Here is a 26,427-nt window from a genome sequence, read left to right on the forward strand (position 1 = left end):
GGCGCTGCTTGGACAAAAGTCCGCCGTCGCCGACGCCGGGAGGAGCACCGATGTACCAGACCTGGATGCGGTTCTTCAGCCCCGGCCCCGCCCACCACCGTCTCGGCCTGGTCTGCCTCGGTGTCGGCCTCCAGTACGGCACGCTGCCCACGGTCGGCCCCCGCACCCTCGACCACCACGTGGCCGTCGTGGTCAGCACGGGCGGCGGCTGGTACCAGGGCGCCGACGGCCGCCGCATCACCGTCACCGCGCCCGCGCTGCTCTGGCTCACCCCCGGAGTGCCGCACCACTACGGGCCCGACCCGGACACCGGCTGGGACGAGGGCTTCGTCGACTTCGCCGGGCCCGCCACCGCGACCTACACCGAACTCGGCTACATCGAGCCCGAGCGGCCCGTCGTCCCGCTCTCGGACGCCACCGGCCCCCGCGCGGTCGTCGCCCGCATCGCCCGCGCCGCCCGCCGCGGCAACCCCCTGCTGGAGGTCGAGACCGGCGCCGCCGTCCACGAACTCCTCGTCGCCCTGCGCCGCGCCCGCGCCGACCTCGCCCCCGACGGCGACCAGGTGCTCCAGGCCCTGGCCCGGGACGCCTGCCGGCCGATGAGCGTCGCCGACCACGCCGCCCGGCACGGCATGACCCCCGCCGAGCTGCGCAATGCCGTCCGCCGCGGCGCCGGATGCAGCCCCAAGGACTACCTTCTCGGCATCCGCCTGGGCCGCGCCAAGGAACTCCTCGCCGCCACCGAGCTGCCCGTCGCCGCCGTCGCCCGCCGCGTCGGCTACGACGACCCCGCCTACTTCTCCCGCCTGTTCTCCCGCCGGGTCGGCCTCGCCCCCGTCCGCTTCCGCGCCCAGCAGGGCCGCAGCGTCCCCGGCGGCTGGAGCGACCGGATCCCGGATCCGGACGATCCTCCGACGATCGGCGGCTGATCGCATGCTGATCAGCCGGTGAACGGGAGGCGCCCCGCCCCTTAGACGAGTCTTTCCGAATACGTCAAGATCGACGATGAGTGGGCCGACCTCGCCCGCCTGCCCGGCAGGCCGCCGAAGCTCAGCCACTCGGAGTTGCTGTGCTTGGCGGTGATGCAGGCGATGCTCGGCTTCCACAGCGAGGCCCGCTGGCTGAGGTACGCCCGTCGGCACTGGCGGCACCTGTTCCCGTTCATCCCTCAGGATCCGGGCTGCAACAAATGGCTGCGGGCAGCGTTGTCCCAGATCAAGCGCATCATCCGGGTCCTGGCCAAGGACACCGACTTCTGGCACGACACCGTGTGGATCACCGACTCGACTCCCGTGCCGTGCGGGATGTCCCGCCCCACGGTGAAGCGGTCCGCGGTGGCCGGATGGGTGAACTACGGCTACTGCGCGTCACATTCACGGTTGTCGACGCCGACCTCGTGCGCGAGCGGCCGGGCCTCCTGCTGATCACCGACAAGGGCTTCGCGTCCAAGCCCTTCGAGCGGTCACTGTCCCAACGGGGCATCACCCTGCTGCGGCCCTCCCGCAAGAGAGAGGTCCTGCGGCCCGGTGAGCCGATGCTGAAGAAGGTCCGGCAAGTGATCGAGTCGGTCAACGACCCCCTCAAGGGGCAGCTCGACCTGGAACAACACGGCGGACGCACCATCGAGGGCGTCGCGGTCCGCGTCGCTCAGCGCGTGCTCGCACTGACAGCCGCCATATGGCACAACTTCCAGACCCGGCAGTCGGTCAGCCGCTCATTGACCGCCTACGGCCACTGACCGTATTGGGTGCGGCTCGCCCTCAGGGAGGTGTTGGGGCGTCGGCCGTCTGCAGGGATAGGAGCCTCAAGGCGGTTTCGGTGGCGGAGTCTTCGTCCGGGCTCAGGGTGACAATGCGTTGTCCGGGGTCTCCGGGCAGGTTGAGGTTTTCGTAGTGCAAGGCCAGCACTCCCGCCTCGGGATGACACAGGTTCTTACTTCCTGCGGACCGCAGTTGCACATCGCCTGCCGCCCAGTGGGTTCCAAAGGCGGTGCTTCCTTCGGTCAAGTCATCGATCAGTGCTGTCAGTTCAGTGTCCGCCGGATAGCGGGCATGGACGAGCCGGAGCTGGGCGGCGGTGGCTGCGGCTACGTCGTTCCAGTCGAGGTAGAAGTCGGCAGCGGCCGGGTCCAGGAACAGGTGGCGTGCCAGGTTGCAATCAGCGTCCTGTTTGGCCAGCACGGGCTCGAACAGTCGCGCGCCCAGCGCGTTGGAGGTGAGGACGTCGAAGCGGTCGTTGATGACGAGGGCGGCGATCCGGTGCATGTGCTCGAGCATGCGGCGCAGTTCCGGCCGGACCTGTGCGCGCCGGTGGTCGGCCGAGCGGCGGGGTGGGTGGGCGAGTGTGACGAGGTGGCCACGTTCCACCTCGTCCAGGCGAAGGACCTGGGCGATGGCGTCGAGTACTGCCGGGGAGGGGCTGGCCGACCGGCCCTGTTCCAGGCGCTGGTAGTACTCCACGCTGATCCCTGCCAGGTGGGCAACTTCCTCGCGGCGCAGTCCGGAGACCCGGCGGCGGGCGCTGGTCCGCAGTCCGACGGACTCGGGGGTCACCCGAGCCCGGCGAGAGTGCAGGAACGCTCCCAGATCTTCCATGACGTCCAGTATCCCCGAAGCTCAGGGTAGCCCTGGCAGTACCCGTACAAGGAGGGGCCTGGGTGGTTGCGCCGCCACGGTCCAGACTCAGACCTGCACGCATCGCATGGACACGGGAGGGCCGGACACATGCCGACACGGTACGAGCGGGGACTGACCCGGCAAGCCGAGCTGGGCGGGGCCGGCGAGACCCGCGAGCGGGCCTACGACGCGCTCGCCGACATCGCGCCGGATCTGCCGCGGTTGGCCGTCGAATTCGCCTACGGCGACATCCATACCCGGCCCGGCCTGGACGCGGGGAGGCGTGAACTGGTGATCCTCGGCATCCTCATCGGACTGGGCGGTCTTGAACCGCAGCTCGAAGCCCATATCGGCTCGGCACTGGGAGCCGGCGTCCAGCCGCGGGAGGTCGTCGAGGCGATCATCCAAGCCGTGCCGTACGCCGGGTTCCCCCGCACCCTGGCCGCCATGTCAGTCGCCCGCCGGGTCTTCGACGAGCGCGGGCTGCTACCTGTCCCGTCCTTCAGTAAGGAGTAAGCAAGTCATGGAACTTCAGGACTGTCACGACATCATCGAGACCTGTACCCGGATGATGTGGAGCGTTGACACTCGCGACTGGGCGGCACTGCCGGGACTTCTCGGTGACAAGGTGGTCCACGACTTCACCAGCATCTACGGCGGCGAGCCCCAGCTTTTGGCGGCGGCCGAGGTGACCGGGATGTGGTCGAAGCTGATCGGCGCCTTCGACGCCACCCAGCACCTGCTCGGCAACCACCTCGTTACGGTGGACGGCGATCGCGGAGTGCTCACCGCTTCCTTTCAGTCCACGCACCGGCTGGCCAACCCCTACGGTTCGCCGCAGTGGACCCTGTACGGCACGTACCGCTTCGGGCTGGCCAGGACCAGCACTGGATGGAAGATCGACGAGATCGTCATGACCGCGGGATGGGGCGAGGGCAACAAGGACATCCTGACCCTGGCAGCGAACCCGACCTGACAGACATCGCGTCGAGATGGGGACGGCCCCGCACCGGACAACCACGACCCGGCCCCCACCCGCCCTCGATGGGGGCGGGACCCGCCCCCATGCTGCTCACCACCGTCCCTGCAGGAGAGCCACACCCAACCGTATTCGGAAAGACTCGTTTAGGGTTGACGCCCATGACCATCAGGAACACCGGTAGCGATGACGTCGACCCCGCGGTCCGCCACGAACTGGAGCGGCTGCGTCAGAGCATCGACAACATCGACGCGGCCGTCGTCCACATGCTCGCCGAGCGCTTCAAGTGCACTCAGCAGGTCGGCCGGCTCAAGGCGGTGCACCAGCTGCCGCCCGCCGACCCGGCCCGCGAGGCCCGGCAGATCGAGCGGCTGCGCAGCCTCGCCGAGAACGCCAAGCTCGACCCGGCGTTCGCGGAGAAGTTCCTGAACTTCATCATCGCCGAGGTGATCCGGCACCACGAGTCCATCGCCGAGGACACCGCGAACGGGCAGCCCGCCTGATCCCCGCCGGAGGGTACACCGGGCAGGGGGTTCGGGGCCGGACATATGTCGTGTAAGGATCCACCCCTGTGCGCTGTCGGCGGCATCAGGCAGCATGGCGTGCATGTCCGTCATCACGCGCGACGAAGCGCAGCTCCGAGCACAGTTCCTCGACGTCCACCGCTACTCGATCGAGCTCGACCTCACCACGGGGGACGAGACCTTCGACTCCCGTACCGTGATCAGGTTCAGCGCGCGGGCCGACGGGGACACATTCGTCGAGCTGAAGCCCGTCGAGCTGCGCGCCGTCACGCTGGACGGACAGCCCCTCGACCCGGAGTCCTTCCAGGACGAACGGCTGCCGCTGAAGAACCTCACCGCCGGCGAGCACGAGCTGCGGGTCGACGCGGTCATGCGCTACTCCAGCACCGGCGAGGGCATGCACCGCTTCACCGACCCCACCGACGGCGAGACGTACGTCTACACCCAGCTGTTCCTGGACGACGTCCAGCGGGTCTTCGCCGCCTTCGACCAGCCCGACCTGAAGGCCGTCTTCGAGGTCACCGTCACCGCGCCCGACGGCTGGAACGTCCTCGCCAACGGCATCACCGAGCACCTCGGCGAGGGCCGCTGGCGGGCCGCCCCGACCCCGCTGATCTCCACCTACCTCGTCGCCGTCGCCGCCGGTCCCTGGCACTCCGTGCGCACCGAGCACCGCGGCCTGCCCTTCGGGATCCACTGCCGCCGCTCCCTCGCCCCCCACCTCGAGGCCGACGCCGAGGAGATCCTCGAGGTCACGCGCGCGTGCTTCGACCGCTACCACGAGAAGTTCGAGGAGCCCTACCCGTTCGACTCCTACGACCAGGCGTTCGTTCCCGAGTTCAACGCCGGCGCCATGGAGAACCCCGGACTGGTCACCTTCCGCGACGAGTTCGTCTTCCGCTCGGCCGTCACCGACACCGAGCGGCAGACCCGCGCCATGGTCATCGCCCACGAGATGGCCCACATGTGGTTCGGCGACCTCGTCACCCTCAAGTGGTGGGACGACATCTGGCTGAACGAGTCCTTCGCCGAGTACATGGGCTACCAGACCACCGCCGAGGCCACCCGCTTCACCGACACCTGGACCGACTTCGGGGTCGCCCGCAAGGCCTGGGGCTACGACGCCGACCAGCGCCCCTCCACCCACCCGGTCGCCCCCGAGGCGGTCGACGACACCGCCGCCGCCCTGCTCAACTTCGACGGCATCTCCTACGCCAAGGGCGCCTCCGCGCTGCGCCAGCTGGTGGCCTGGCTCGGTGAGAAGGACTTCCTCGCCGGCATCAACATCCACTTCAAGCGGCACCGGTTCGCCAACGCCACCCTCGCCGACTTCATCGACTCCCTCGCCGCGGCCACCGAGCGCGACGTGCACGCCTGGGCCGACGCCTGGCTGCGCACCACCGGTGTCGACACGCTCACCCCGGCGATCGGGTCCGTCGACGGCACCTGCGCCCTGACCGTCGACCGCGCGGGCAGCCGCCCGCACCGCGTCACCGTCGGCCTCTACGACCGCGACCTCGGCGACGAGGGCCGTCTCACCCTGCGCGAGCGCATCGGCCTCGACGTCCCGCAGACCGCCCCGCAGCCCATCGGCAAGCGCCCCGCGCTGCTCCTGCTCAACGACGGCGACCTGACCTACGCCAAGGTCCGCTTCGACGCAAATTCCTTCGAGGCGGTCCGTACGGGCCTGTCCGGGCTGCCCGACCCGCTCACCCGCGCGGTGGTGTGGAACGCCCTCAGGGACGCCGTCCGCGACGGCGAACTCCCGCCCCAGGCCTATCTGGAGACGGCCCGCGCCCACCTCCCGCTGGAGACCGACCTGGCCCTCGTCCAGGGTGTCCTCGCGTTCGCCTCCACCCATGTCGCCGACCGCTTCCTGCGCCCCGAGGACCGCCCGGCCGCCCTCGCCACCCTCAGCTCCCTCTGCCGCGACCTGCTGCGCCGCACCGAGGACGGCGACAACCCCGGCCTGCGCCTGGTCGCCGTACGGCACTTCATCGACGTCGCCGCCCACCCCGACACCATCGCCGCCTGGCTCGCCGAGGGCACGGTGCCCGGCGGTCCGGAACTCGACCCCGAGCTGCGCTGGCGCATCCTCGTCCGGCTCGCCGTGCTCGGCGCCACCGACGAGGCCGCCATCGCCGCCGAGCTGGAGCGCGACCCGTCCGCCACCGGCCGGGAGGGCGCCGCCACCTGCCGCGCCGCCCTGCCCGACCCCGAGGCCAAGCGTGCGGCCTGGGAGTCGATGTTCGTCACGGACGACCTCTCCAACTACCTGTTCACGGCCACCGCGAGGGGCTTCTGGCAGCCCGAACAGGCCGACCTGGTACGCGCGTACGTGCCGCGCTACTACGAGGACGCGGTCGCCCTCGCCGCCCGCCGCGGCCCGGCCATCGCCGTCGCCGCCGGCCGCTGGGCCTTCCCGTACCACGCCGTCGACGCGGAGACCCTCGCCCTCGGCGAGGCCTGCCTGAACGAGGCCGACCCGGTCGTCGCCCTCCGCCGCAAGCTGGTCGACGAACTGGACGACCTGGCCCGGGCGTTGCGGGTACGGGGGGAGTAGGGCCGGGGACGTAGGGCGCGGCCGGGGTGGCTGGTCCCTGACGACGATGCGGAGGGCCGATCGTCCTGCCTAGGCTCGCAAGGCCAAGGACGACCAGGACGATCAACCCGAGCCCAGGAGGCAACCCGTGATCGTAGTCACCGGTGCGACCGGCAACGTCGGCCGTGCCCTCGTCGAGCGTCTAGTCGCCGCCGGCCGGCCGGTACGGGCACTGACCCGCGACCCCGAGCGCGCGGGTCTGCCCCGGCAGGCCGAGGTGGTGACGTTCGCGCCTCAGGAGCCGGCGGCCCTGTTCGAGGGAGCGAGCAAGCTCTTCCTGTACGTCCAGGCGGGCGGCGAGCGGACAGCCGCCCTGCTGGAGGCCGCGCGCACGGCCGGGGTGCGCCACGTCGTCCTGCTCTCTTCCGGGATCATCCAGGAGGGCGCCGACGAGACCCATCCCATCCACGTCATGCACGCGACCGCCGAACGGCAGGTCCGCGACAGCGGCCTGGAGTGGACGTTCCTGCGCCCCAACGCCTTCGCCACCAACGCGTTGCAGTGGGCACCGCAGGTCCGTGCCGGCAACACCGTCCACGGTGTCTTCGCGGGCATGCTCACGGCGCCCATCCACGAGGACGACATCGCCGCCGTGGCCGAACGCGCCCTGCTGGACGACGGTCACGAAGGCGCCGTCCACCGCCTCACCGGGCCCGAGGCGACCACCAACACCGATCAGATCGCCGCGATCGGCCGGGCGGTGGGGCGCGATCTGACCTTCGTCGAGGTGTCCCCGGAAGAGGCGGGACCCAAGCTGTTCCCGCACGCCCCGCCGGAGTTCGTCCAGCCCTTGCTGAAGAGCTTCGCCGCCACCGTGGGCGTACCCCCCGAGACCACCGCCACGGTCGAGAAGGTCACGGGCACCCCGGCGCGCACCTTCGACCAGTGGGCACAGGATCACGCGGACGACTTCCGAGGCGTCTAGAACCTCAACTCCACCCGCCGTACGTCCCCTTCGCCTCGCCCCGCCCACCGGTTGCCCACCTCGGCCGGGGGCGGGAGCAGGGGCGGTCAGGGTGAAGCCGAGGCGCTCCAGGAAGCGCTCACCGGAGCGCCGGCCTGCCGGCCCCGTGGGCGCGGGGGCACCTGCCCGGCGCGGGTCAGCAGGGGCTCGACCGGCGCTCGGCCGATGCCACCGCCCCCGCGCCCACGGGGCCGGCAGGAACAGGCCCACGCACCAGTCCTCGCACTCCGCGAACAGCGTCGCCAGTGGTGCCTCGTCCGACGCACCGGGCGCACGCACCACCACCCGCTCACCGGGCACGTCGGTCATCCGCGCGTCAACCACCCGACCGACGTCAGCCGCAGGTCACCACACTCCAACGCGCTTTCCCCGTACGGCAGTACCCACTTTCGGGTTCCGATCGTTGGGCTTTACGGACGCGTGGGACTCTTCCCGTACAAACTGGAAGACGCCGTACACAGGCCCCTGCACCAGCCGGAAGCCCCCATGGCCGCCCCCATGTCCCCGCGCCCCGGAGGAGAGCCCATGAGCATGCCGCCCCTCGCCTCAGGACCCGATGGCCCCGGAGCCCTGCGGCCGCTCCTGGACACCGTCATGGACGCGCTCGCGAGCGGTGCCCGGGCCCGCGGCGGACCGCTGCCGGCCGGCGGGCCCGACGCCGTCGCCGCGCGGATCGCCGACGCCCTCGGGGACGTCCTGCCGGACGACGGCGACCCCGACGCGCTGCGCGCCCTCGTGCATGCCCTCGCCGAGGGCGCCGCCGACCCCGCCGACCCGCTGTGCGCGGCCCATCTGCACTGCCCGCCGCTCGCCGTCGCCACCGCCGCCGACCTCGCCGCGAGCGTCCTCAACCCGTCCCTGGACTCGTGGGACCAGGCCCCGGCCGCCTCCGCGCTGGAGGCCGAGGTCGCCCGTGCCCTGGCCCAGGAGATCGGCCTCGCCGACGCCCTGGTCACCACCGGCGGCACCGAGTCCAACCAGCTCGCCCTGCTGCTCGCCCGCGAGGCCCACGGCGGCAGCGTCCAGCTGGTCTGCGGGGCCAACGCCCACCACTCGCTGCCCCGCGCCGCCTGGCTGCTCGGCCTTCCCGAGCCGGTCGTCGTCCCCGCCCCGGGCGGCACCCTCGACCCGGCGGCCCTCGACGCGGCCCTCACCGCGCTCTCCGGCCCGCTGCTGGTCGCCGCCACCGCCGGTACCACCGACGCCGGGCTCATCGACCCGCTGCCCGAGATCGCCGGCCTGTGCACCGCCCACGGCGCCCGCCTGCACATCGACGCCGCCTACGGCGGCGGCCTCGCCTTCAGCGACCGGCACCGGGACAAACTCGCCGGACTCGAAGCCGCCCACAGCGTCACCCTCGACCTGCACAAGCTCGGCTGGCAGCCGGTCGCAGCCGGCCTGCTCGCCGTGGCCCGGCCCCGCGACCTCGCCGCCCTGCACCAGCGCGCCGACTACCTGAACGCCGACGACGACACCGAGGCCGGACTCCCCGACCTGCTCGGCCGCTCCCTGCGCACCACCCGCCGCCCGGACATCCTCAAGATCGCCGTCACCCTGAAGGCGCTGGGCCGCAGCGGCCTCGGCACCCTGGTCGACCAGGTCTGCGCCCGCGCGCGCGAGTTCGCCGCGCTCGTCCAGGGCCACACCGGCTTCGAGCTGTACGACCGGCCCGTCATCAGCACGGTCCTGTTCCGGCCCGCCGACGCGGACGACGACACGGTGGCCGCCGTACGCCGCAGGCTGCTGCACGAGGGCCGGGCCGTCCTCGGCCGCGCCCGGCTCGACGACCGCCTCTGGCTCAAGGCCACCTTCCTCAACCCCCACACCCGGCCGGACGAACTGGCCCAGCTCCTCAAACTCGTAGAAGGAACGACCCCCAGATGACCATCTCCCCAGGCCACGAGCCCGAGTCCCCGCGCGACCTGGTCGGCATCGGTATCGGCCCCTGCAACCTCTCCCTCGCCGCCCTCGCCCACCCGCTCGCCGAACTCGACGCCGTCTTCTACGAACAGCGCCACGCCTTCGCCTGGCACCCCGGCCTCCTCATCGAGGGCGCCACCATCCAGGTGCCGTTCCTCGCCGACCTGGTGACCCTCGCCGACCCCACCAGCCCCTGGAGCTTCCTCAACTACCTCAGGACCCGCGAGCGGCTCTTCCCCTTCTACTTCGCCGAGCGCTTCCAGATCCAGCGCGCCGAGTACGACGCCTACTGCCGCTGGGTCTCCGAGAACCTCCCCGGGCTGCACTTTTGCCACCAGGTCGACGCCGTCCGCTGGAACCCCGAACGCGACGTGTTCGAGGTCGACTTCACCCGGCTCGACGCCGAGGGCGAGGCCGAGGCGCTGGGCCGCACCTACACCCGCAACGTCGTCCTCGGCGTCGGCACCGCCCCCTACGTGCCCGACCCGCTGCAGCCCCTCGTCGAGGCGCCCGGCGTCCCGGTCATCCACGCCGCCGACTACCTCGACCACCGCGCCACCGTGCTCGCCGCCGAGCACGTCACCGTCGTCGGCTCCGGACAGTCCGGCGCCGAGGTCTTCCTCGACCTGCTGCGCCACCGTCCCGCCGGGCGCGAGAGGCTGCACTGGATCGGCCGGAGCGAGGCGTTCGCGCCGATGGAGTACTCCAAGCTCGGCCTGGAACACTTCACGCCCGACTACACCCGCTACTTCCACGCCCTCGCCGAACCCGTCCGCGACCGGCTGATCGCCGCCCAGTGGCAGCTGCACAAGGGCATCGACGCCGGCACCCTCGCCGACATCCACGACGAGCTGTACCGGCGCACCCTGGACGGAGGCTGGCCCGACGCGGTCCTGACTCCCGGGGTCCGGGTTCGCACCGCCGGCCGGGTCGCCACCACCAAGGTCGAACTCCACCTGGAGCACGTCCAGCAGGGCAGCCGCTCCCGGCTCACCACGGACGCCGTCGTCCTCGCCACCGGCTACCGCGAGCGCCCGCTGGGCCGCCTCCTCGCGGGACTCGACCCCTACATGCGCCGCGACAGCAGCGAACGCCCGCGTATCGAGGGGGAGTTCCGGCTGCTGCTCGACCCCTCGGTCACCGGGTCGGTGTACGTCCAGAACGCCGGACTCCACGCCCACGGTGTCGGCACCCCCGACCTCGGGCTCGCCGCCTGGCGCAGCGCCGGCATCCTCAACTCCCTCACGGGCAAGGAGCCGTACCCGCTGCCCACCCGGACGTCCTTCACCACGTACGGGCTGGAGGAGCCGCAGTCCCGGGTGCCGCAGCCCAGGCAGGCGACGCAGCTGACCCCGCTGGTGGGCGAAAGGTAGAAGGCCCCCGGGACGGTGACACGCATCCTGTGCATGTCACCGTCCCGGGAGGCCGGTCCGCTTCCTGCGCGGCCTAGAAGACGGGCGTGCCGTTCCGCGTGAGCTTCCAGTCCACGGACGCGAAGTCCTTCGGGTCCAGGACGCCCTTCGTGGTGACCCACTCCGCGATCCGGGTGCGGATCTCCGTCGACTCCGACCACAGTTCCTTGGCCGAGGCGACATGCGGGAAGGCGCCGCCGCCGTTGGCGCGGTAGTTGTTCACCGCGAACACGAACTGCTGGCTGTCGTCCAGCGCGGCACCATTGAAGGTGAGGTTCTTGATCCGCGAACCGACCGGCTGGGCGATGTCGATGTCGTACGACAGGCCCGAGACGTAGTCGTAGTTGTAGTCGGGGCGGCCGCCCTCGTTGGTCAGCTTCTCCACGTCGACGGCGGCGTCGGCGGCCGTCTGGACGTAGTACGCCGCCGAGTACTCCAGGTACGCCCGCACCTGCGCGCCCGTCAGCAGCTTGGCGACCAGCGTGTTGTCGTACACGTACAGGCTCGACAGGTCCCGGATGGTCACGTCGCCGGCCGGGATCTCGGAGGTGCGGGAGAACGGCGAGGCCTGCGCGATGACCGGCAGCGAGGCGTACTCGGTGCCCGCCAGCGCGGCCTTGACCACGTCCTCCTGGACCTTGGTGATCAGGTCGATGATCGGGGCGTCCTTGTAGCGGGCCTCGACCGTCGTGAGGGTCGCGGTCGCGGTGCCGACGACCTGGTTCACGTACGTGACGACCTTCGCGTGCTCGTCGCTGAGCAGCTTGGTGATCTTCGGGTCGTCGGCGACCGAGTTGGAGTTGAGCACCTTCGAGGAGACGGACTCGACGGTCCACCGGCCCTTCTCGAAGACCAGCTCGATGTCGAACACGGACAGCCGCTCCGCGTAGGCCAGCGGCTCCGACAGCACGACCGTCCTGCCGGTCTTGTCGTTGGTGACCTTCAGCTCCGGGATCTCCACGTGCGCGTGCCCGACGAGGATCGCGTCGATGTCCGGGACCTGCTTGGCCACGTTGGCGGCCGCGTTCTCCACGTACGGCAGCTGGTCACCGTAGGACGAGGTGCCGGAGGACCCGGAGTGCGCCGAGACCACGACGACGTCGGCGCCCAGCGCCTTCAGCTTCGGCACCCACTTCGCGGCCTGCTCCTCCAGGCCCGGGAACGCCAGCTTGCCCTGCACGTACGCCTTGTCCCAGATCGCGATGCCGGGGTTGGTCAGACCGAGCACGGCGACCTTGACCGGACGGGCGCCCGGCACGTGGAACGTCTTGACGAAGTAGGGCGGGAAGGCGGGCCGCAGCGTCTTCGCGTCGACCGCGTTGGCGGCGAGCAGCGGGAAGTCCAGCTGGTCCTCGAACTTGCGCAGGGTCTCGATGCCGTAGTTGAACTCGTGGTTGCCGAGCGCCGCGGCGTCGTACCCGATCGCGTTCATCGCCTGCGCCATCGGGTGCACCGGGCCGCCCTTGGCGGTGATCGGGTCGACCTTGGCGTAGTAGTACGTCAGCGGGGTTCCTTGGATCGTGTCGCCGGCGTCCAGCAGCAGCGTGTTGCAGTGGCCCTTCTCCGCGCGGATCTGGTCGACCAGGGTCGAGATCCGGGCCAGGCCCTGGGCGTTGCCCGCCTTGTCGGTGTAGTCCGCGTTCTTGAAGTAGTCCCAGTTGAAGACGTGGCCGTGCAGGTCGGTGGTGCCCATGACGGTGAGCGAGTGGCGCTTCACGTGCTTCCCGGGCGTCTGCTGCTCGGCCGCCTGGGCCGCCGGAGCCGCCGCCGCACCGGCGATCGCGACTCCCGCGCCCGTCGCGGCGGACTTCTTCAGGAACTTCCGGCGGTTCAACGGCATCTCTTGGTCTCCTCGGCGAATGGTCAACAACGCGCGTAGATTCTGACCTGGTCATGACTGACGGCAACAGGTCCAAGAGGTTGCGATCTGGTGACCGGATGCGTGAACTCCGGCCGCCGAAGCGGGAGGTGCGTGACAGAGTGGGACGTATGACCTCCCCCTCGACCGTCCCGTACGGCACCCCCGATGCCCCTCTCCTCGTGGTCCGCGGCGAGGCCGAACTCGACGTCGAGCCCGAGATCGCCCGCATCGGCGTGACCGTGACCGCCCGTGGCCGCGACCGGCGCTCCACCCTGGACGACCTCACCCGGCGCAACGCCGCCGTGCTCGACCTCGTGAAGTCCTACGGGGACGCGGTGGAGGAGCTGTCCACCGGCGCCTTCTCCATCACCCCGGAGCTGGCCGAGCGTGGCCGGGGGGAGCGGGTGCGCAGCTACCAGGGCAGGGTCCACCTCGGCGCCGAGTTCTCGGACTTCACCGTCCTCGGTGAACTGACCACGCGCCTGGCCGACTTGGAGCTGACCCGGGTCGACGGCCCCTGGTGGTCCCTGCGCCCCGGCTCGCCGGTGCACGCCGAGGCCCGGCGGCGGGCGGTCGGCGACGCGCTCCAGCGGGCCCGGGAGTACGCCGAGGCCCTCGGCACCTCGATCGCCGCCCTGGTCGAACTGGCCGACACCGGCGCCGAGCGACCGCGGGCCGGTGGGGCCGCCTTCGGGCGGGGTGTCCGGCGCATGAGCATGGCCGAGGCGGCCGAGCCCGCCGAACCCCTCGATCTGGAACCTTCGCGACTGCGTGTCACCGCCCAGGTCAGTGCCCAATTCACCCTGGTACCGCCGCGGCTGTGAATTCCGGACACGAAGAAGCTATGACCGCAAAGAATCGCTCATAGGAGCGGGCGGCTGCACAATTCAACACTTGTCAATAGCCCTTTACTCAAAGGTTGTTGAGTGGCCATGTGGGCCGGATTCTCTACCGGCGGGTAAGGCCTAGGCTCGAGTCATGCGCCGAGCGAAGATCGTCTGTACTCTGGGGCCCGCCACCGACTCGTACGACCAGATCAAGGCACTGGTCGAGGCCGGAATGGACGTCGCCCGCTTCAACCTCAGCCACGGCACTCACGCCGAGCACGAGGAGCGATACCGGCACGTACGAAAGGCGGTCGACGAAACCGGTCGCAGCGTCGGAATCCTCGCCGACCTTCAAGGTCCGAAGATCCGGCTCGGCCGCTTCAGCGAAGGCCCCGTACTCCTTGAACGCGGCGACTCCTTCACCATCACCGTGGAGGAGGGCGTCGAGGGCGACCGCCACACCTGCGGCACCACCTACGCCGGCCTCGCCGCCGATGTCACCGCGGGTGAGCGCGTCCTCGTGGACGACGGCAAGGTCTGCCTGGAGGTCACCGCCGTCGACGGCCCCCGGGTCCACACCCGGGTGGTCGAGGGCGGCGTCATCTCCGACCACAAGGGCCTGAACCTGCCCGGCGTCGCCGTCTCCGTGCCCGCCCTGTCCAAGAAGGACCAGGACGATCTGCGCTGGGCGCTGCGCACCGGCTTCGACGTCATCGCCCTCTCCTTCGTGCGCAGCGGCAAGGACGCCGTCGACGTCCACCGCATCATGGACGAGGAGGGCCGCCGCCTCCCGGTGATCGCCAAGGTGGAGAAGCCGCAGGCGGTCGACAGCATCGACGACATCGTCGCCGCCTTCGACGGCATCATGGTCGCGCGCGGCGACCTGGGCGTGGAGATGCCGCTGGAGCAGGTCCCGATCGTGCAGAAGCGCGCGATCAAGCTCGCCAAGCGCAACGCCAAGCCGGTCATCGTGGCCACCCAGATGCTGGACTCGATGATCGACAACTCCCGCCCGACCCGCGCCGAGGCCTCGGACGTGGCCAACGCGGTCATCGACGGCACGGACGCGGTGATGCTGTCCGGCGAGACCAGCGTCGGGAAGTACCCGATCGAGACCGTGCGGACGATGGCGAAGATCGTCGAGGCCGCCGAGGAGGACCTGCTCGCCAAGGGTCTGCCACCGCTGACCGAGCGGAACAAGCCCCGCACGCAGGGCGGCGCCGTCGCCCGGGCCGCGGCCGAGATGGGCGACTTCCTCGGGGCGAAGTTCCTGGTGGCCTTCACCCAGTCGGGAGACACGGCCCGCCGGCTGTCCCGCTACCGCTCGCCCATCCCGCTGCTGGCCTTCACCCCGGAGCAGGCCACCCGCTCCCAGCTCAGCCTCACCTGGGGTGCGGAGACCTTCCTCGGCCCGCACGTCGACTCCACGGACGCCATGGTCGACCAGGTGGACGAGCTGCTCCTGAAGTACGGCCGCTGCCAGAAGGGCGACGTCGTGGTCATCACGGCGGGTTCCCCGCCCGGTGTCTCCGGCTCGACCAACATGGTCCGGGTGCACCACATCGGCGAGGACGACAGTCCCAAATAGCGGACCAGGATTGGAACAGGGCGCGGAAAAGGGCCCCTCACCCAGAGAGGCCCGACCAATTCAGTGACCTTGGAATCCAAGGAAAGTGCCCCGGGTCGGACTCGAACCGACACTGTACGGGTTTTGAATCCGTTGCCTGCTGCCAATTGGGCTACCGGGGCTCGCAGAATCCAAGGTTTCCCCCGACCCTCCGCGCGTCCACCATACCGTAGCTAGGTAGGCTCTTGTCAGCAGTACCCCTGCCCTGAACGAGGAGCCCCCGTGACCGCCGAGTCGCCCCAGCCCGTAGACGTGCCCGACGAGGACAAGTCGCACGTGCCTCCGCTGACGACCCGTGTCGTCATCGCCGAGGACGAGGCGCTGATCCGGCTCGACCTGAAAGAGATGCTGGAGGAGGAGGGGTACACCGTCGTCGGCGAGGCCGGGGACGGGGAGCAGGCCGTGGAGCTGGCCCGTGAGCACCGGCCGGACCTGGTGATCCTCGATGTGAAGATGCCCAAGCTGGACGGCATCTCCGCGGCCGAGAAGATCGCCGAGGAGTCCATCGCCCCGGTCCTCATGCTCACCGCGTTCTCCCAGCGCGACCTCGTCGAGCGCGCCCGGGACGCCGGTGCCATGGCCTACCTGGTGAAGCCGTTCAGCAAGAGCGACGTCGTACCGGCCATCGAGATGGCCGTCTCCCGCTTCACCGAACTGAAGCAGCTGGAGCAGGAGGTCGCCGACCTCACCCTGCGCCTGGAGACCCGCAAGCTGGTCGACCGCGCCAAGTCCATCCTGCAGACGGAGTACGGGCTGACCGAGCCCGCCGCCTTCCGCTGGATCCAGAAGACCTCCATGGACCGCCGGATGTCGATGCAGCAGGTCGCCGAGGCGGTCATCGCGGACAACGAGGAGAAGAAAGCCGCGAAGAAGGCCTGATCTCGCAGCCGTTCGATCGCAGCCGAACGAAGAGGCCCGCGCCCCGGAGAAGGGGGCGCGGGCCTCTTCGTGTGCCCCGGCGGTCAGTCCTCGCCGAGGTACGCCTTGCGGACCGACTCGTCGTGCAGCAGGTCCTGGCCCGTGCCGGACAGGACGATGTTGCCGACCTCCATGACATGACCCTGATCGGCGAGCGAGAGCGCCGCCTGGGCGTTCTGCTCGACCAGCAGGATCGTCGTGCCCTGGGACTTCAGCTCGGCGATCGTCGCCATGATCTTCTGCATCATGATCGGCGACAGACCCATGGACGGCTCGTCCAGCATCAGCAGCTTCGGCTGGGACATCAGGGCGCGGCCCATCGCCAGCATCTGCTGCTCACCGCCGGAGAGGGTGCCGGCGGCCTGCTTCCTGCGCTCCCCGAGGATGGGGAAGAGGTCGTAGGCGCGCTGGATGTCCTTCTCGATGCCCGGCTTGTCGTTCCGCAGGAACGCACCGAGGCGCAGGTTGTCCTCGATGGTCATGCGCGGGAAGATGTGCCGCCCCTCGGGGGAGTGGGCGAGCCCCAGCGAGACCACCTGGTGGGCCGGGATCTTCTTCAGCGACTTGCCGTTGAACCTGATCTGCCCGCCGACCGGCTTGAGCAGGCCGGAGAGCGTGCGCAGGGTGGTGGTCTTGCCGGCGCCGTTGGTGCCGATGAGGGTGACCACCTGGCCGGCCTCGACCTTGAAGGAGATGCCCTTGACGGCCTCGATCTTGCCGTAGGCGACCCGCAGGTCCTCTACTTCGAGCAGTGCGGTCATCGGTCGTTCTCCTTGCCGGGCGCGGCGTCCGTCGTGGCCTCGGCGTGCGCCTCGGCCGCCTCGACCTCGGCGACCTCCTCGTCACCGGGGGCGTTCTCGAAGGGTTCGCCGAGGTACGCGGCGACGACCCGCTCGTCGCCCTGCACGGTCGCGCTGTCGCCCTCGACGAGCTTCTGGCCCTGCACGAGGACGGCGACGCGGTCGCAGAGGTTGAAGATGAAGCGCATGTCGTGCTCGATGACGAGCACGGCGATGCCCTTGTCCCGAATGGCGAAGACCAGTTCCTCGGTGGCCCGGGTCTCCTGCGGGTTCATACCGGCGGTCGGCTCGTCCAGGAGCAGCAGGCCGGGCTCGCTGGCCAGCGCCCGGGCGATCTCCAGCTTGCGCTGCTCGCCGTAGGGGAGGTTGCGGGCGAGGTGCTCGGCCTTCGCCTCCAGGCCCACGAACTCCAGGAGTTCCATGGCGCGGGCGCGGGAGGCCGCCTCGGCCTTGTGGAAGCCGGGGCCGCGCAGCAGCGCGGACCACAGGCCCTCCTTGGTGCGGGTGTGGCGGCCGACCAGCACGTTCTCCAAAACCGTCATGTTGGCGAACAGACGGATGTTCTGGAAGGTACGGGCGATGCCCGCCGCCGTGACCTCGAAGGACTTCGGCGGCAGGACCTGGCCCTTGTAGCGGACCTCGCCCTCGGTGGGCACGTACAGACCGGTGAGGCAGTTGAAGAACGTGGTCTTGCCGGCGCCGTTGGGGCCGATCAGACCGACGATCTCGCCGCTGTTGACGGTGAAGTCGACATTGCGTACGGCCGTCAGACCGCCGAAGCGCATCGTGACGCCGCGGGCGTCGAGCACGACCTCGCCGGGTGCGGACGCGCCGGGGGCGGCGTCCTGGGTGGTGGTGTCGGTGGTCATGATGGTCACGCCCCTGCCTTGCTGAGGACGGCGGGCGCTTCTGCCTCTTCGTGGAATTCGAGCTGGCGGCGCCGGTTGGGGATGAGGCCCTCGGGGCGGAAGCGCATCAGGATTACGAGCGCGACGCCGAAGGCGAAGAGCTGGTAGTCGCCCAGGAACTGGAGCTTGGCCGGGATCAGGTACAGCAGCGCGGCACCGACCAGCGGACCGGAGATGGTGCCCATGCCGCCGAGGACCACCGCGGCCAGCAGGAAGGCCGAGTTGGGCGGCACGACGTGCGCGAACTGGTACTGCTCCGGGGTCACCGTGTACGTGACGTGGGCCTGGACGGAACCGGCGAGGCCGGCCATGCAGGCGCCCAGGGCGAACGCGATCAGCTTGACCCGGAAGCCGTTGATGCCCATGGCGAGCGCGGCGGTCTCGTCCTCGCGGATGGCGATCCAGGCGCGGCCGATGCGGGAGTCGCTGCTGCGCCGGAACACCACGACCACGATGAGCGTGATGAGCAGCATCAGCAGGAAGTAGTTCGCGAACCGGCCGACGGTGGCGCCGAGGAACTGGTGCTCCTGGCCGAAGTCGAAGCCGAGGATGTTCAGGTTCGGGATCGAGGAGATGCCGTTGGAGCCGTTGGTGACGTCCGGGCCCGAGGTGCCGTCCATGTTGAGGACGGTGATGCGGAAGATCTCACCGAAGCCGAGCGTCACGATGGCGAGGTAGTCGCCGCGCAGGCGCAGGGTCGGGGCACCGATGAGGACACCGAACACCATCGCGACGGCCGCGCCGGTCAGGGCCGAGGCCCAGAACGGCCAGCTGACGTGCAGCGGCGAGGACGGCGAGCCGGAGACCAGGGCCGCGGTGTAGGCGCCGACACCGAGGAAGGCGACGTAACCGAGGTCGAGGAGGCCGGCGAGGCCGACGACGATGTTCAGGCCGAGCGCGACGGTGGCGAAGATCAGGATGTAGACGCCGATCGTCGCGTACTGGTCGTCGGACTGGGTGAACGGGAAGGCGGCCGCGGCGGCGAAGGCACCGGTCATGGTGATGTTGCGGTGGCGCGCCGTGATCGCCGAGACCCGGGCCACGAGCCCGGCCTTGGAGAGGGCGCCGAAGCCGAAGCCGGCGGTGATGAGGAAGCCGATGAACAGCTGGTCGTACTCGGTGCCGATGCCGTAGGTGAAGACGATCAGACCGACGGCCATCGCCGCGATGATGACGAGGATCTCGGCGTAGGCGGGCAGCTTGGGGGCCGGCCCCAGGGGCTTGGAGGCGAAGGCCGCCTTGAAGTTGTTCCAGTTCTGCCGGGACTGGTGGCGGAACTTCTCCATGCCGGTGTCGTCCGGGTCGGCGAGGTCCGGGGCCGGCCGCTCGAACGGCAGGGCCAGCGCGCCGACCAGGGCCGCCAGCGTGGCGATGGCCACGACGAAGCCGCCGGCCTCCAGGTTCACCAGGCCGCCCAGCTTGGCGCTGATGGCGATGACCGTGTACCAGGCGGTGGCGAAGGTGCCGAGCGCGGCCGTCTTCAGCGCGCTGTCGGCGCTGCCCGGGGTCAGCCACTTCAGGCCCTTGACGCCGTAGGAGGCGAGGCCGAAGAGGGTGGTGAGGATGCCGCCGATCAGGACGAGGACCTGAAGTCCGCCCGGGTAGCCGTAGACGGTGAGGTCGCCGGGGAACGCGGCGGTCCAGGTCCAGGCGAGGAAGGTGGAGAGGATCGTCAGGATGCCGCCGCCGGTGGCGAGGGCCCGGCCGAGCGGGGCGGGCAGGCCGATCAGGCCGGACGGGGCGGCCGCGGGAGCGCTCGGGGTCTCGGATGTGGTGGTCTGTGTGGTCATCGGTGTCACGCCCTGTCCGCGACGCGTTCGCCGAGCAGACCCTGGGGCCTGAACAGCAGAACGAGGATGAGGAGTACGAACGCCCAGACGTCTGCCCAGGACTGGCTGCCGAACTTGTCCATGCCGGGGATGTCGGCGATGTAGGCGGTGGACAGGGCCTCGGCGACGCCGAGGACGAGGCCGCCGAGCATGGCGCCGTAGATGTTGCCGATACCGCCGAGGACGGCCGCGGTGAACGCCTTCAGACCGAGGATGAAGCCCATGCGGAAGTCGATCTGGCCGTACTTGAGGCCGTAGGCCACGGATCCGACGGCGGCGAAGGTGGCACCGAGGGCGAACGCGACCACGATGATGCGGTCGGTGTTGACGCCCATCAGCTTCGCGGTGTCCGGGTCCTGGGCGGTGGCCTGCATGCCGCGCCCGGTACGGGTGCGCATCACGAAGTAGGCGAGGAACGCCATGCTGAGCGGCGCCGCACAGACCAGGAAGATGTCACCGGTCTGGATCGTGACGTTGCCGATCTCGAAGGGGCCGCCCGGGATGCTCGGGAAGGTGCGGGCGGACTTGGCGCCCGGGTACCAGGCCCACACCGCCTGCTGGAGGGCGAGGGAGAGACCGATGGCGGTGATGAGGGGAGCGAGGCGGGGTGCGCTGCGCAGAGGGCGGTAGGCGAACCGTTCCGCTCCGACGGCGACCGTGGTGGCGACGAGGATGGCGCCGACGAGCATCAGCGGCAGGGCCACCCACATCGAGGTGCCGTCGGGAAGGATGTAGGCGTAGACCGTGAGCGCGCCGAACGCGCCGGTCATGAATATCTCGCCGTGGGCGAAGTTGATGAGCTGGACAATGCCATAGACCATCGTGTAGCCAATGGCGACCAGCCCGTACATGGATCCAAGTAGCAGGCCGTTGACCAGCTGCTGCGGCAGTTCGTTCACCGCATGTCCTCCGAGCGTTCGGAAAGTTCGACGGATGTGGCCGGATGCGAGTCCGCGCGGGGCGCCAGTGGAACAGCGCCCCGCGCGGCTCGCTTGGTGCGGGTGTGGGTCAGCTGCCGTTGTAGGTGCCGGACTCCACGGCCTTCCAGGCTCCGCCCGTGACGGAGTAGACGGTGAGCTGCTTGTTGGTCGCGTCACCGTACTCGTCGAAGGAGACCTTGCCGGTCACACCGTCGAAGGAGACGTTCTGCATCGCGGCGGTGATCTTCGCGCGGGCGTCGGACGGCAGCTTGCCGCCGTTGTCGTCGACGACCTTCTTCACGGCCTCGATGATCGACCAGGCCGAGTCGTAGGAGTAACCGCCGTACGCCGCGTACGCCTCCTTGTAGCCCGCCGCCTTGTAGTTGGCGACGAACTCCTTGGCGGAGTCGAGCGTCTCGACCGGCGCACCGACCGAGGTGGCCAGGTCACCGGTGCCGGAGGCGCCGGCCAGCTTGATGAAGTCGTCGGCGTAGATGCCGTCACCGCCGACCAGCGGGATCTTGGCGCCGGCGGCCTTGATCTGCTTGCTCAGCGGACCGGCCTGCGGGTACTCACCGCCGTAGTAGACCACCTGGGCACCGGAGTTCTTCACCTTGGTGGCGACCGCGGAGAAGTCCTTGGTGTCGGGGTTGATGTGCTCGGTGCCGACGATCTTGCCGCCGAGCTTCTTGAACTCGTCGGTGAACGTCCCGGCGAGGCCGGCGCCGTACGTCTTCTTGTCGTCGATGACGAAGGCCTTGGTCTTCTTGGCCTTGTTGTAGACGTACTGGGCGGCGAACGGGCCCTGGATGGCGTCCGTGGTCGCGGTGCGGAAGTACGACTTGTACTGGCGCGACTTCGACTTCCGCCAGTCGGGGCCCTGGGTCAGGTCCGGGCTGGTGTTGGCCGGGGAGACCTCGACCAGTTTGGCGTCGTCGAAGACCTTCTGCATCGACTGGGCGACGGAGGAGTTCAGCGGACCGACCACGCCGAGGACACCCGACTCACCGACGAACTTGGTGGCGTTCGTCTGGCCCGAGGAGGGCTGCGCCTGGTCGTCGAGGGCCTCGACCTTGAAGGTGATGCCCTTGACGTAGTTCTTCTTGTTGGCCTGCTTGGCCGCAAGGTCCACGGAGTTCCGGATACCCAGGCCGAGCGCGGACAGGTCGCCGGTCAGCGGGGCGTCGACGCCGATGGTGACGGTGGTGCCGCCACCGTTGCCGGAGTCCGAACCCTTGTCGCCGTCGCGCGAGCCGCAGGCGGTGAGGGTGAGTGCACCCGCCGCCAGGGCGGCGGTGATGGCGATGAGCGAACGTTGACGCACGATCAGTCCTTTCCGATCGACGACCGCATCCCCGTGGAAACGGTCGAGCCGCTCGCGCCTGGCCGAAGTGAGAATCCGACTGCGCGGTGACTGGCCGTGACTCTAGGCGTGTGTGGGGAACGTGGAGGAGGGTCTGACCAATGCTGTGACGCTCTTGTTATGACACGAGGTAATGCAGAGCGGTACGCCGTGGGGGGAACGCCGGAATTCAGGCCGATTCGCCCTGTCCGCATTGTGAGAACCCGCAGGACTCACCGTGATCCGTTCAGGTGTCTCAAGGGTTTTGGTGATTACGCACCACTGTTGCTGCAGGCGACTTTCAGGCCGTGCGAGAGGTGCTGTGCGTAGTGGGGGCCGAGGATGAAACTCTGAATCTGCATTGCGCGCGTATTACGTAGAGTTACTTCCAGGAAAGGCATCCCGGCGTCCTTCGGAACCTTTCCGCATTCCGTCACTTGCATGGTTATGGTGATCTTGCGAGGAGCGCCTGCCTTTGTCCGGAAGGGGACATGCGGCGCCGCGGCCACCGAGAGACCGGCGTACGGCTGGGTCACTCGGGTCACGGTGACCGGCGGTCCCGACTCCACGCTCAACAGCACCTCGAAGCGGAAGCTGCGGGCCGGCCCGCCGGGCGGGGTGGCCCGCTCGCGCAGGTACGACATCGTCACCACCTGGGCGGGGTACGGCACTTGGGGCGGTGCCGGTTGCCGCGGGCGGGTCGCGTAGAGATAGCCGCCGCCCGCGAGCAGGAGCGCGACGGCGGCGAGGGCCAGGGCGGCCCGGCGGTGGCGGGCGTACAGGGACGAGAGCAGTGCGCGCCTTCGGCCGCGGGGCGCCTGCGGTGCGGTGTCCCACGCCTGCGTGCCCTCGCCGGGCTCCAGGGGGCCGATGCCGCTCATTGCCACGGACCTCCGCTCGGGGTTCCGTGCCGGTACCGCTCGGCGCAGGCACTGCGGGCCTGGCGGTCGATCAACTCGTCGGAGGCAGTGGCCCCTTGGCGCCGCTCGGCCGCCCGCGCCGCGTCCACGACGTCGCGCAGGATCTCGTACTGCGCGTTGGACAGCCCCATGGACTGGTAGTCGCCGTAGGTGCCGCTGTCGAGCACCTTCCGCGACCAGTGGGCGACGATCCTCGCGCACAGCTCCGCGTCGGAGGCCGGCGCCGCGGAGGCGGCGGCCGAGCTGCTGGCCGAGTGCCCGGGGCCGCCGGCGCCGTCCGCCCCGCCGCAGCTCGTCGTCCACAGCAGGGCCGGCAGCGCCAGCCAGACCGTCAGGAACCTCACCCCCGGGCAGGGGCCCCCATACCGTCCCATGTGCCGAAGCTAAGGGGAGGGACGGCGGGGGGCAACGGGGCGGCGGGGACGCGCTCAGTCGCCGGCGGGCCGGACGTGCGCCTCGTCGCCGGCCCGCACGTCCCGGAGCAGGCAGGTCAGCCGGGCGCTGCACACCCGGCGGCCCTCCTCGTCACTGATCACGATGTCGTACGTCGCCGTCGACCGCCCCCGGTGCACCGGCGTCGCCACGCCGGTCACCAGGCCCGAGCGGGCCCCACGGTGGTGCGTGCAGTTCAGGTCCACGCCGACCGCGATCTTCGAGCTGCCGCCGTGCAGCATGGAGCCGACCGAGCCCAGGGTCTCCGCCAGCACCGCGGACGCGCCTCCGTGCAGCAGCCCGTACGGCTGGGTGTTGCCCTCCACCGGCATCGTGCCGACGACCCGCTCCGCCGACGCCTCCAGGATCTGCACGCCCATCCGCGTCCCGAGGTGGCCCGCCGAGAACAGTGCGGGCAGGTCGACACCGAGCGCGGCGTACTCGTCTATGACCTCCTGCGGGAATTTCACCTGCTGCTGCTCGCCCATGGGCCGGCTCCGTTCGTCGTACACCTGTCTCTTGGCTGAGCAAACGCTCAGTCGGTCGCCGATTGTTCCAGACGGGCTTCCGGCCGGGCCTCCGGGCGACCCTCCAGCCCGCTCTCCAGGCGGACCACGACGGACTTGCTGGCCGGGGTGTTGCTGGTGTCGGCGGTGGCGTCCAGCGGCACGAGCACATTGGTCTCCGGGTAGTACGCCGCCGCGCAGCCCCGCGCCGTCGGATAGTGCACGACACGGAAACCGGGCGCCCGCCGCTCCACGCCGTCCTGCCACTCGCTCACCAGGTCCACGTACGCCCCGTCGGTGACCCCCAGGGCCCGCGCGTCCTGCGGGTTCACCAGCACCACCCGGCGGCCGTTGGTGATGCCCCGGTAGCGGTCGTCCAAGCCGTAGATCGTGGTGTTGTACTGGTCGTGCGAGCGCAGGGTCTGCAGCAGCAGCCGGCCCTCGGGCAGCTCCGGGTACTCCACCGGCGCCGCCGTGAAGTTCGCCTTGCCGGTCGCCGTCGGGAAGCGGCGCTCGTCGCGCGGCGCGTGCGGCAGCGTGAAGCCGCCCGGGCGGGCCACGCGCGCGTTGAAGTCCTCGAAGCCGGGGATCACGCGCGCGATGCGGTCGCGGATCGTCGCGTAGTCCCTCTCGAACTCCTCCCACGGGACCTTGCTGTCCGCGCCGAGCACCCGGCGCGCCAGCCGGCACACGATCGCCGGCTCGGACAGCAGCTGCGGGCTCGCCGGCGCGAGCCGCCCGCGCGAGGCGTGCACCATGCCCATGGAGTCCTCGACCGTGACGAACTGCTCCGTGCTCTTCCCGTTCGGGCCGACCTGCAGATCGCGCTCGGTACGGCCGAGCGTCGGCAGGATCAGGGCACGCGCGCCCGTGACGACGTGCGAGCGGTTGAGCTTGGTCGACACGTGCACGGTCAGCCGCGCGCGCCGCATGGCCGCCTCGGTGACGTCCGTGTCGGGGGAGGCGGAGACGAAGTTGCCGCCCATGGCGAAGAACACCTTCGCCTCGCCGTCCCGCAGCGCGCGGATGGCCCGTACGACGTCGAATCCGTGTTCGCGCGGGGGTGCGAACCCGAACTCCTTCTCCAACGCGTCCAGGAACGCCGGGGCGGGCCGCTCGAAGATGCCCATCGTGCGATCGCCCTGCACGTTGGAGTGGCCCCGCACCGGGCACACGCCCGCGCCCGGGCGGCCGATGTTGCCGCGCAGGAGCAGGAAGTTGACCACTTCGCGGATGGTCGGAACGGCGTGCTTGTGCTGGGTGAGGCCCATCGCCCAGCAGACGATGGTCCGCTCGGAGGCGAGGACCATGCCGAGGGCCTGCTCGATCTCCGCCCGGGACAGGCCGGTCGCCCTGAGCGTCTCGTCCCAGTCGGCGGCACGCGCGGCCTCGGCGAACTCCTCGTACCCGTGCGTGTGCTCGCGGACGAACTCCTCGTCGACCGCGCCTTCCGTCTCCAGGACCAGCTTGTTGAGGAGACGGAACAGGGCCTGGTCGCCGCCGATGCGGATCTGAAGGAACAGATCGGTGAGGGTTGCGCCCTTGAGCATGCCCTGCGGGGTCTGCGGGTTCTTGAACCGCTCCAGGCCGGCCTCGGGCAGCGGGTTGATGCTGATGATCCGCGCGCCGTTCGCCTTGGCCTTCTCCAGCGCGGAGAGCATGCGCGGGTGGTTCGTCCCGGGGTTCTGCCCCGCGACGACGATCAGGTCGGCCTTGTACAGGTCGTCCAGCAGGACGCTGCCCTTGCCGATGCCGATCGTCTCGGAGAGCGCCGAGCCGGACGACTCGTGGCACATGTTCGAGCAGTCGGGCAGGTTGTTCGTGCCCAGCTCGCGCGCGAAGAGCTGGTACAGGAACGCGGCCTCGTTGCTGGTCCGCCCCGAGGTGTAGAAGACGGACTCGTCGGGGGAGCCGAGGGCGGAGATCTCCTCGGCGATGATGTCGAAGGCGCGCTCCCAGCTCACCGGCTCGTAGTGATCTCCGCCTTCGGGGAGATGCATGGGATGCGTGAGCCGCCCCTGCTGTCCCAGCCAGTACCCGCTCCTGGTGGCCAGGTCGGCCACGGAGTGCGCGGCGAAGAACTCCGGGGTGACCCGGCGCAGGGTGGCCTCCTCGGCGACCGCCTTGGCGCCGTTCTCGCAGAACTCCGCCTTGTGCCGGTGGTCCGGCTCCGGCCAGGCACAGCCCGGGCAGTCGAAGCCGTCCTTCTGGTTCACCCGCAGCAGGGTCAGCGCGGTGCGCTTCACACCCATCTGCTGCTGGGCGATGCGCAGCGTGTGCCCGATGGCGGGCAGCCCCGCCGCCGCGTGCTTCGGCTCCGCGACCTGCGGCGCGTCCTGAACCGGATCACCCTTGGGCGGCTTGGTCGCCATCGCACGGTCCCCTTCGACTGCGTGTGAGAAGTACGCCTCCGATCCTCCCACGGGGCACCGACAGCGGTGAGCCCCGGTCCTGCCGGGCGCGGGTGCCGTGCATGCGCCGAACCCGCCGCGGCCCGGAGTGTCAGTGGGGCGTGGCAGGA

At 70.2% G+C, this 26,427-nt stretch carries 22 protein-coding genes, 1 tRNA gene and 1 pseudogene; 12 read left to right on the forward strand and 12 right to left on the reverse strand.

Annotated features, from left to right (window positions below):
* The first annotated feature begins 50 nt into the window (after positions 1–50).
* Both ACFY3C_RS14665 and ACFY3C_RS14670 read left to right on the forward strand, forming a co-directional pair.
* A complete protein-coding gene (locus ACFY3C_RS14665) occupies positions 51–929 on the forward strand; it encodes a helix-turn-helix domain-containing protein (protein WP_390770974.1) in 879 nt (292 codons plus the stop codon).
* Between the two features lie 69 nt (positions 930–998).
* A pseudogene (locus tag ACFY3C_RS14670) lies at positions 999–1,738 on the forward strand (IS982 family transposase).
* A 22-nt stretch (positions 1,739–1,760) separates the two neighbouring features.
* Here the strand turns inward: ACFY3C_RS14670 and ACFY3C_RS14675 are convergent.
* A complete protein-coding gene (locus tag ACFY3C_RS14675) occupies positions 1,761–2,594 on the reverse strand; it encodes a helix-turn-helix domain-containing protein (RefSeq protein ID WP_390770975.1) in 834 nt (277 codons plus the stop codon).
* Between the two features lie 129 nt (positions 2,595–2,723).
* Here ACFY3C_RS14675 and ACFY3C_RS14680 point away from each other — a divergent pair, with 129 nt between their 5' ends.
* The 7 genes from ACFY3C_RS14680 (at position 2,724) to ACFY3C_RS14710 (ending at position 10,977) form a co-directional block, all read left to right on the forward strand.
* Complete coding sequence (locus ACFY3C_RS14680; protein WP_386574185.1) at positions 2,724–3,131, forward strand: carboxymuconolactone decarboxylase family protein; 408 nt, start codon at positions 2,724–2,726, stop codon at positions 3,129–3,131.
* Between the two features lie 7 nt (positions 3,132–3,138).
* Positions 3,139–3,591 carry a nuclear transport factor 2 family protein gene (locus ACFY3C_RS14685; RefSeq protein WP_390770976.1) on the forward strand — a complete coding sequence of 151 codons (453 nt, stop codon included), beginning with the start codon at positions 3,139–3,141 and terminating at the stop codon, positions 3,589–3,591.
* 164 nt (positions 3,592–3,755) lie between these two features.
* Positions 3,756–4,097 carry a chorismate mutase gene (locus tag ACFY3C_RS14690; protein ID WP_386574183.1) on the forward strand — a complete coding sequence of 114 codons (342 nt, stop codon included), beginning with the start codon at positions 3,756–3,758 and terminating at the stop codon, positions 4,095–4,097.
* A gap of 103 nt (positions 4,098–4,200) precedes the next feature.
* Positions 4,201–6,681, forward strand: a complete 2,481-nt coding sequence (gene pepN / locus ACFY3C_RS14695) for an aminopeptidase N (RefSeq protein ID WP_390770977.1) — start codon at positions 4,201–4,203, stop codon at positions 6,679–6,681.
* 127 nt (positions 6,682–6,808) lie between these two features.
* The gene (locus ACFY3C_RS14700) at positions 6,809–7,645 is read left to right on the forward strand and encodes an NAD(P)H-binding protein (RefSeq protein ID WP_390770978.1); all 837 of its coding nucleotides are present in this window, start codon (positions 6,809–6,811) and stop codon (positions 7,643–7,645) included.
* Positions 7,646–8,209: 564 nt separating this feature from the next.
* On the forward strand, positions 8,210–9,568 hold the full coding sequence (locus ACFY3C_RS14705; RefSeq protein WP_390770979.1) for a pyridoxal phosphate-dependent decarboxylase family protein: 1,359 nt from the start codon (positions 8,210–8,212) through the stop codon (positions 9,566–9,568).
* Complete coding sequence (locus ACFY3C_RS14710; protein ID WP_390770980.1) at positions 9,565–10,977, forward strand: lysine N(6)-hydroxylase/L-ornithine N(5)-oxygenase family protein; 1,413 nt, start codon at positions 9,565–9,567, stop codon at positions 10,975–10,977. The genes ACFY3C_RS14705 and ACFY3C_RS14710 overlap by 4 nt, the downstream gene beginning before the upstream one ends.
* A 73-nt stretch (positions 10,978–11,050) precedes the next feature.
* On the opposite strand, the gene ACFY3C_RS14715 is transcribed toward ACFY3C_RS14710, so the two are convergent.
* Positions 11,051–12,856, reverse strand: coding sequence for a bifunctional metallophosphatase/5'-nucleotidase (locus ACFY3C_RS14715; RefSeq protein ID WP_390770981.1), 1,806 nt, complete (start codon positions 12,854–12,856; stop codon positions 11,051–11,053).
* 149 nt (positions 12,857–13,005) lie between these two features.
* Here ACFY3C_RS14715 and ACFY3C_RS14720 point away from each other — a divergent pair, with 149 nt between their 5' ends.
* The gene (locus ACFY3C_RS14720; RefSeq protein ID WP_386574176.1) at positions 13,006–13,701 is read left to right on the forward strand and encodes an SIMPL domain-containing protein; all 696 of its coding nucleotides are present in this window, start codon (positions 13,006–13,008) and stop codon (positions 13,699–13,701) included.
* A 154-nt stretch (positions 13,702–13,855) separates the two neighbouring features.
* Positions 13,856–15,292: a pyruvate kinase gene (pyk, locus tag ACFY3C_RS14725; RefSeq protein WP_390770982.1), complete on the forward strand. Its 1,437-nt coding sequence runs from the start codon at positions 13,856–13,858 to the stop codon at positions 15,290–15,292.
* Positions 15,293–15,378: 86 nt separating this feature from the next.
* On the opposite strand, the gene ACFY3C_RS14730 is transcribed toward pyk, so the two are convergent.
* A tRNA-Leu gene (locus ACFY3C_RS14730) sits at positions 15,379–15,453 on the reverse strand.
* 100 nt (positions 15,454–15,553) lie between these two features.
* Between ACFY3C_RS14730 and ACFY3C_RS14735 the strand changes: the two genes are divergently transcribed.
* Entirely contained in the window at positions 15,554–16,210 is a 657-nt protein-coding gene (locus ACFY3C_RS14735; protein WP_390770983.1) for an ANTAR domain-containing response regulator, read from the forward strand.
* An 83-nt stretch (positions 16,211–16,293) separates the two neighbouring features.
* Here ACFY3C_RS14735 and ACFY3C_RS14740 read toward each other — a convergent pair whose 3' ends face one another.
* From ACFY3C_RS14740 to ACFY3C_RS14780, 9 genes are all read right to left on the reverse strand, one after another.
* Positions 16,294–17,010: an ABC transporter ATP-binding protein gene (locus ACFY3C_RS14740; RefSeq protein WP_384606294.1), complete on the reverse strand. Its 717-nt coding sequence runs from the start codon at positions 17,008–17,010 to the stop codon at positions 16,294–16,296.
* Positions 17,007–17,918 (reverse strand): ABC transporter ATP-binding protein, encoded by a 912-nt coding sequence (locus tag ACFY3C_RS14745; RefSeq protein WP_390770984.1) that lies wholly within the window; start codon positions 17,916–17,918, stop codon positions 17,007–17,009. Before ACFY3C_RS14745 ends, ACFY3C_RS14740 begins: the two co-directional genes overlap by 4 nt.
* 5 nt (positions 17,919–17,923) lie before the next feature.
* Positions 17,924–19,747, reverse strand: coding sequence for a branched-chain amino acid ABC transporter permease (locus ACFY3C_RS14750; RefSeq protein WP_390770985.1), 1,824 nt, complete (start codon positions 19,745–19,747; stop codon positions 17,924–17,926).
* 5 nt (positions 19,748–19,752) lie between these two features.
* The gene (locus tag ACFY3C_RS14755; RefSeq protein ID WP_386574171.1) at positions 19,753–20,685 is read right to left on the reverse strand and encodes a branched-chain amino acid ABC transporter permease; all 933 of its coding nucleotides are present in this window, start codon (positions 20,683–20,685) and stop codon (positions 19,753–19,755) included.
* Between the two features lie 109 nt (positions 20,686–20,794).
* Complete coding sequence (locus ACFY3C_RS14760) at positions 20,795–22,030, reverse strand: branched-chain amino acid ABC transporter substrate-binding protein (RefSeq protein ID WP_390770986.1); 1,236 nt, start codon at positions 22,028–22,030, stop codon at positions 20,795–20,797.
* Positions 22,031–22,320: 290 nt separating this feature from the next.
* Positions 22,321–22,929, reverse strand: coding sequence for a Tat pathway signal sequence domain protein (locus ACFY3C_RS14765; protein WP_386574169.1), 609 nt, complete (start codon positions 22,927–22,929; stop codon positions 22,321–22,323).
* The gene (locus ACFY3C_RS14770) at positions 22,926–23,342 is read right to left on the reverse strand and encodes a hypothetical protein (protein WP_390770987.1); all 417 of its coding nucleotides are present in this window, start codon (positions 23,340–23,342) and stop codon (positions 22,926–22,928) included. The genes ACFY3C_RS14765 and ACFY3C_RS14770 overlap by 4 nt, the downstream gene beginning before the upstream one ends.
* A 54-nt stretch (positions 23,343–23,396) precedes the next feature.
* The gene (locus tag ACFY3C_RS14775) at positions 23,397–23,888 is read right to left on the reverse strand and encodes a PaaI family thioesterase (protein ID WP_386574167.1); all 492 of its coding nucleotides are present in this window, start codon (positions 23,886–23,888) and stop codon (positions 23,397–23,399) included.
* Between the two features lie 47 nt (positions 23,889–23,935).
* Positions 23,936–26,278 carry an FdhF/YdeP family oxidoreductase gene (locus tag ACFY3C_RS14780; protein ID WP_390770988.1) on the reverse strand — a complete coding sequence of 781 codons (2,343 nt, stop codon included), beginning with the start codon at positions 26,276–26,278 and terminating at the stop codon, positions 23,936–23,938.
* Positions 26,279–26,427: the final 149 nt, after the last annotated feature.

Origin of the sequence: Streptomyces sp. NPDC001410, from assembly GCF_042895235.1 — a bacterium.
Lineage (GTDB): Bacteria > Actinomycetota > Actinomycetes > Streptomycetales > Streptomycetaceae > Streptomyces.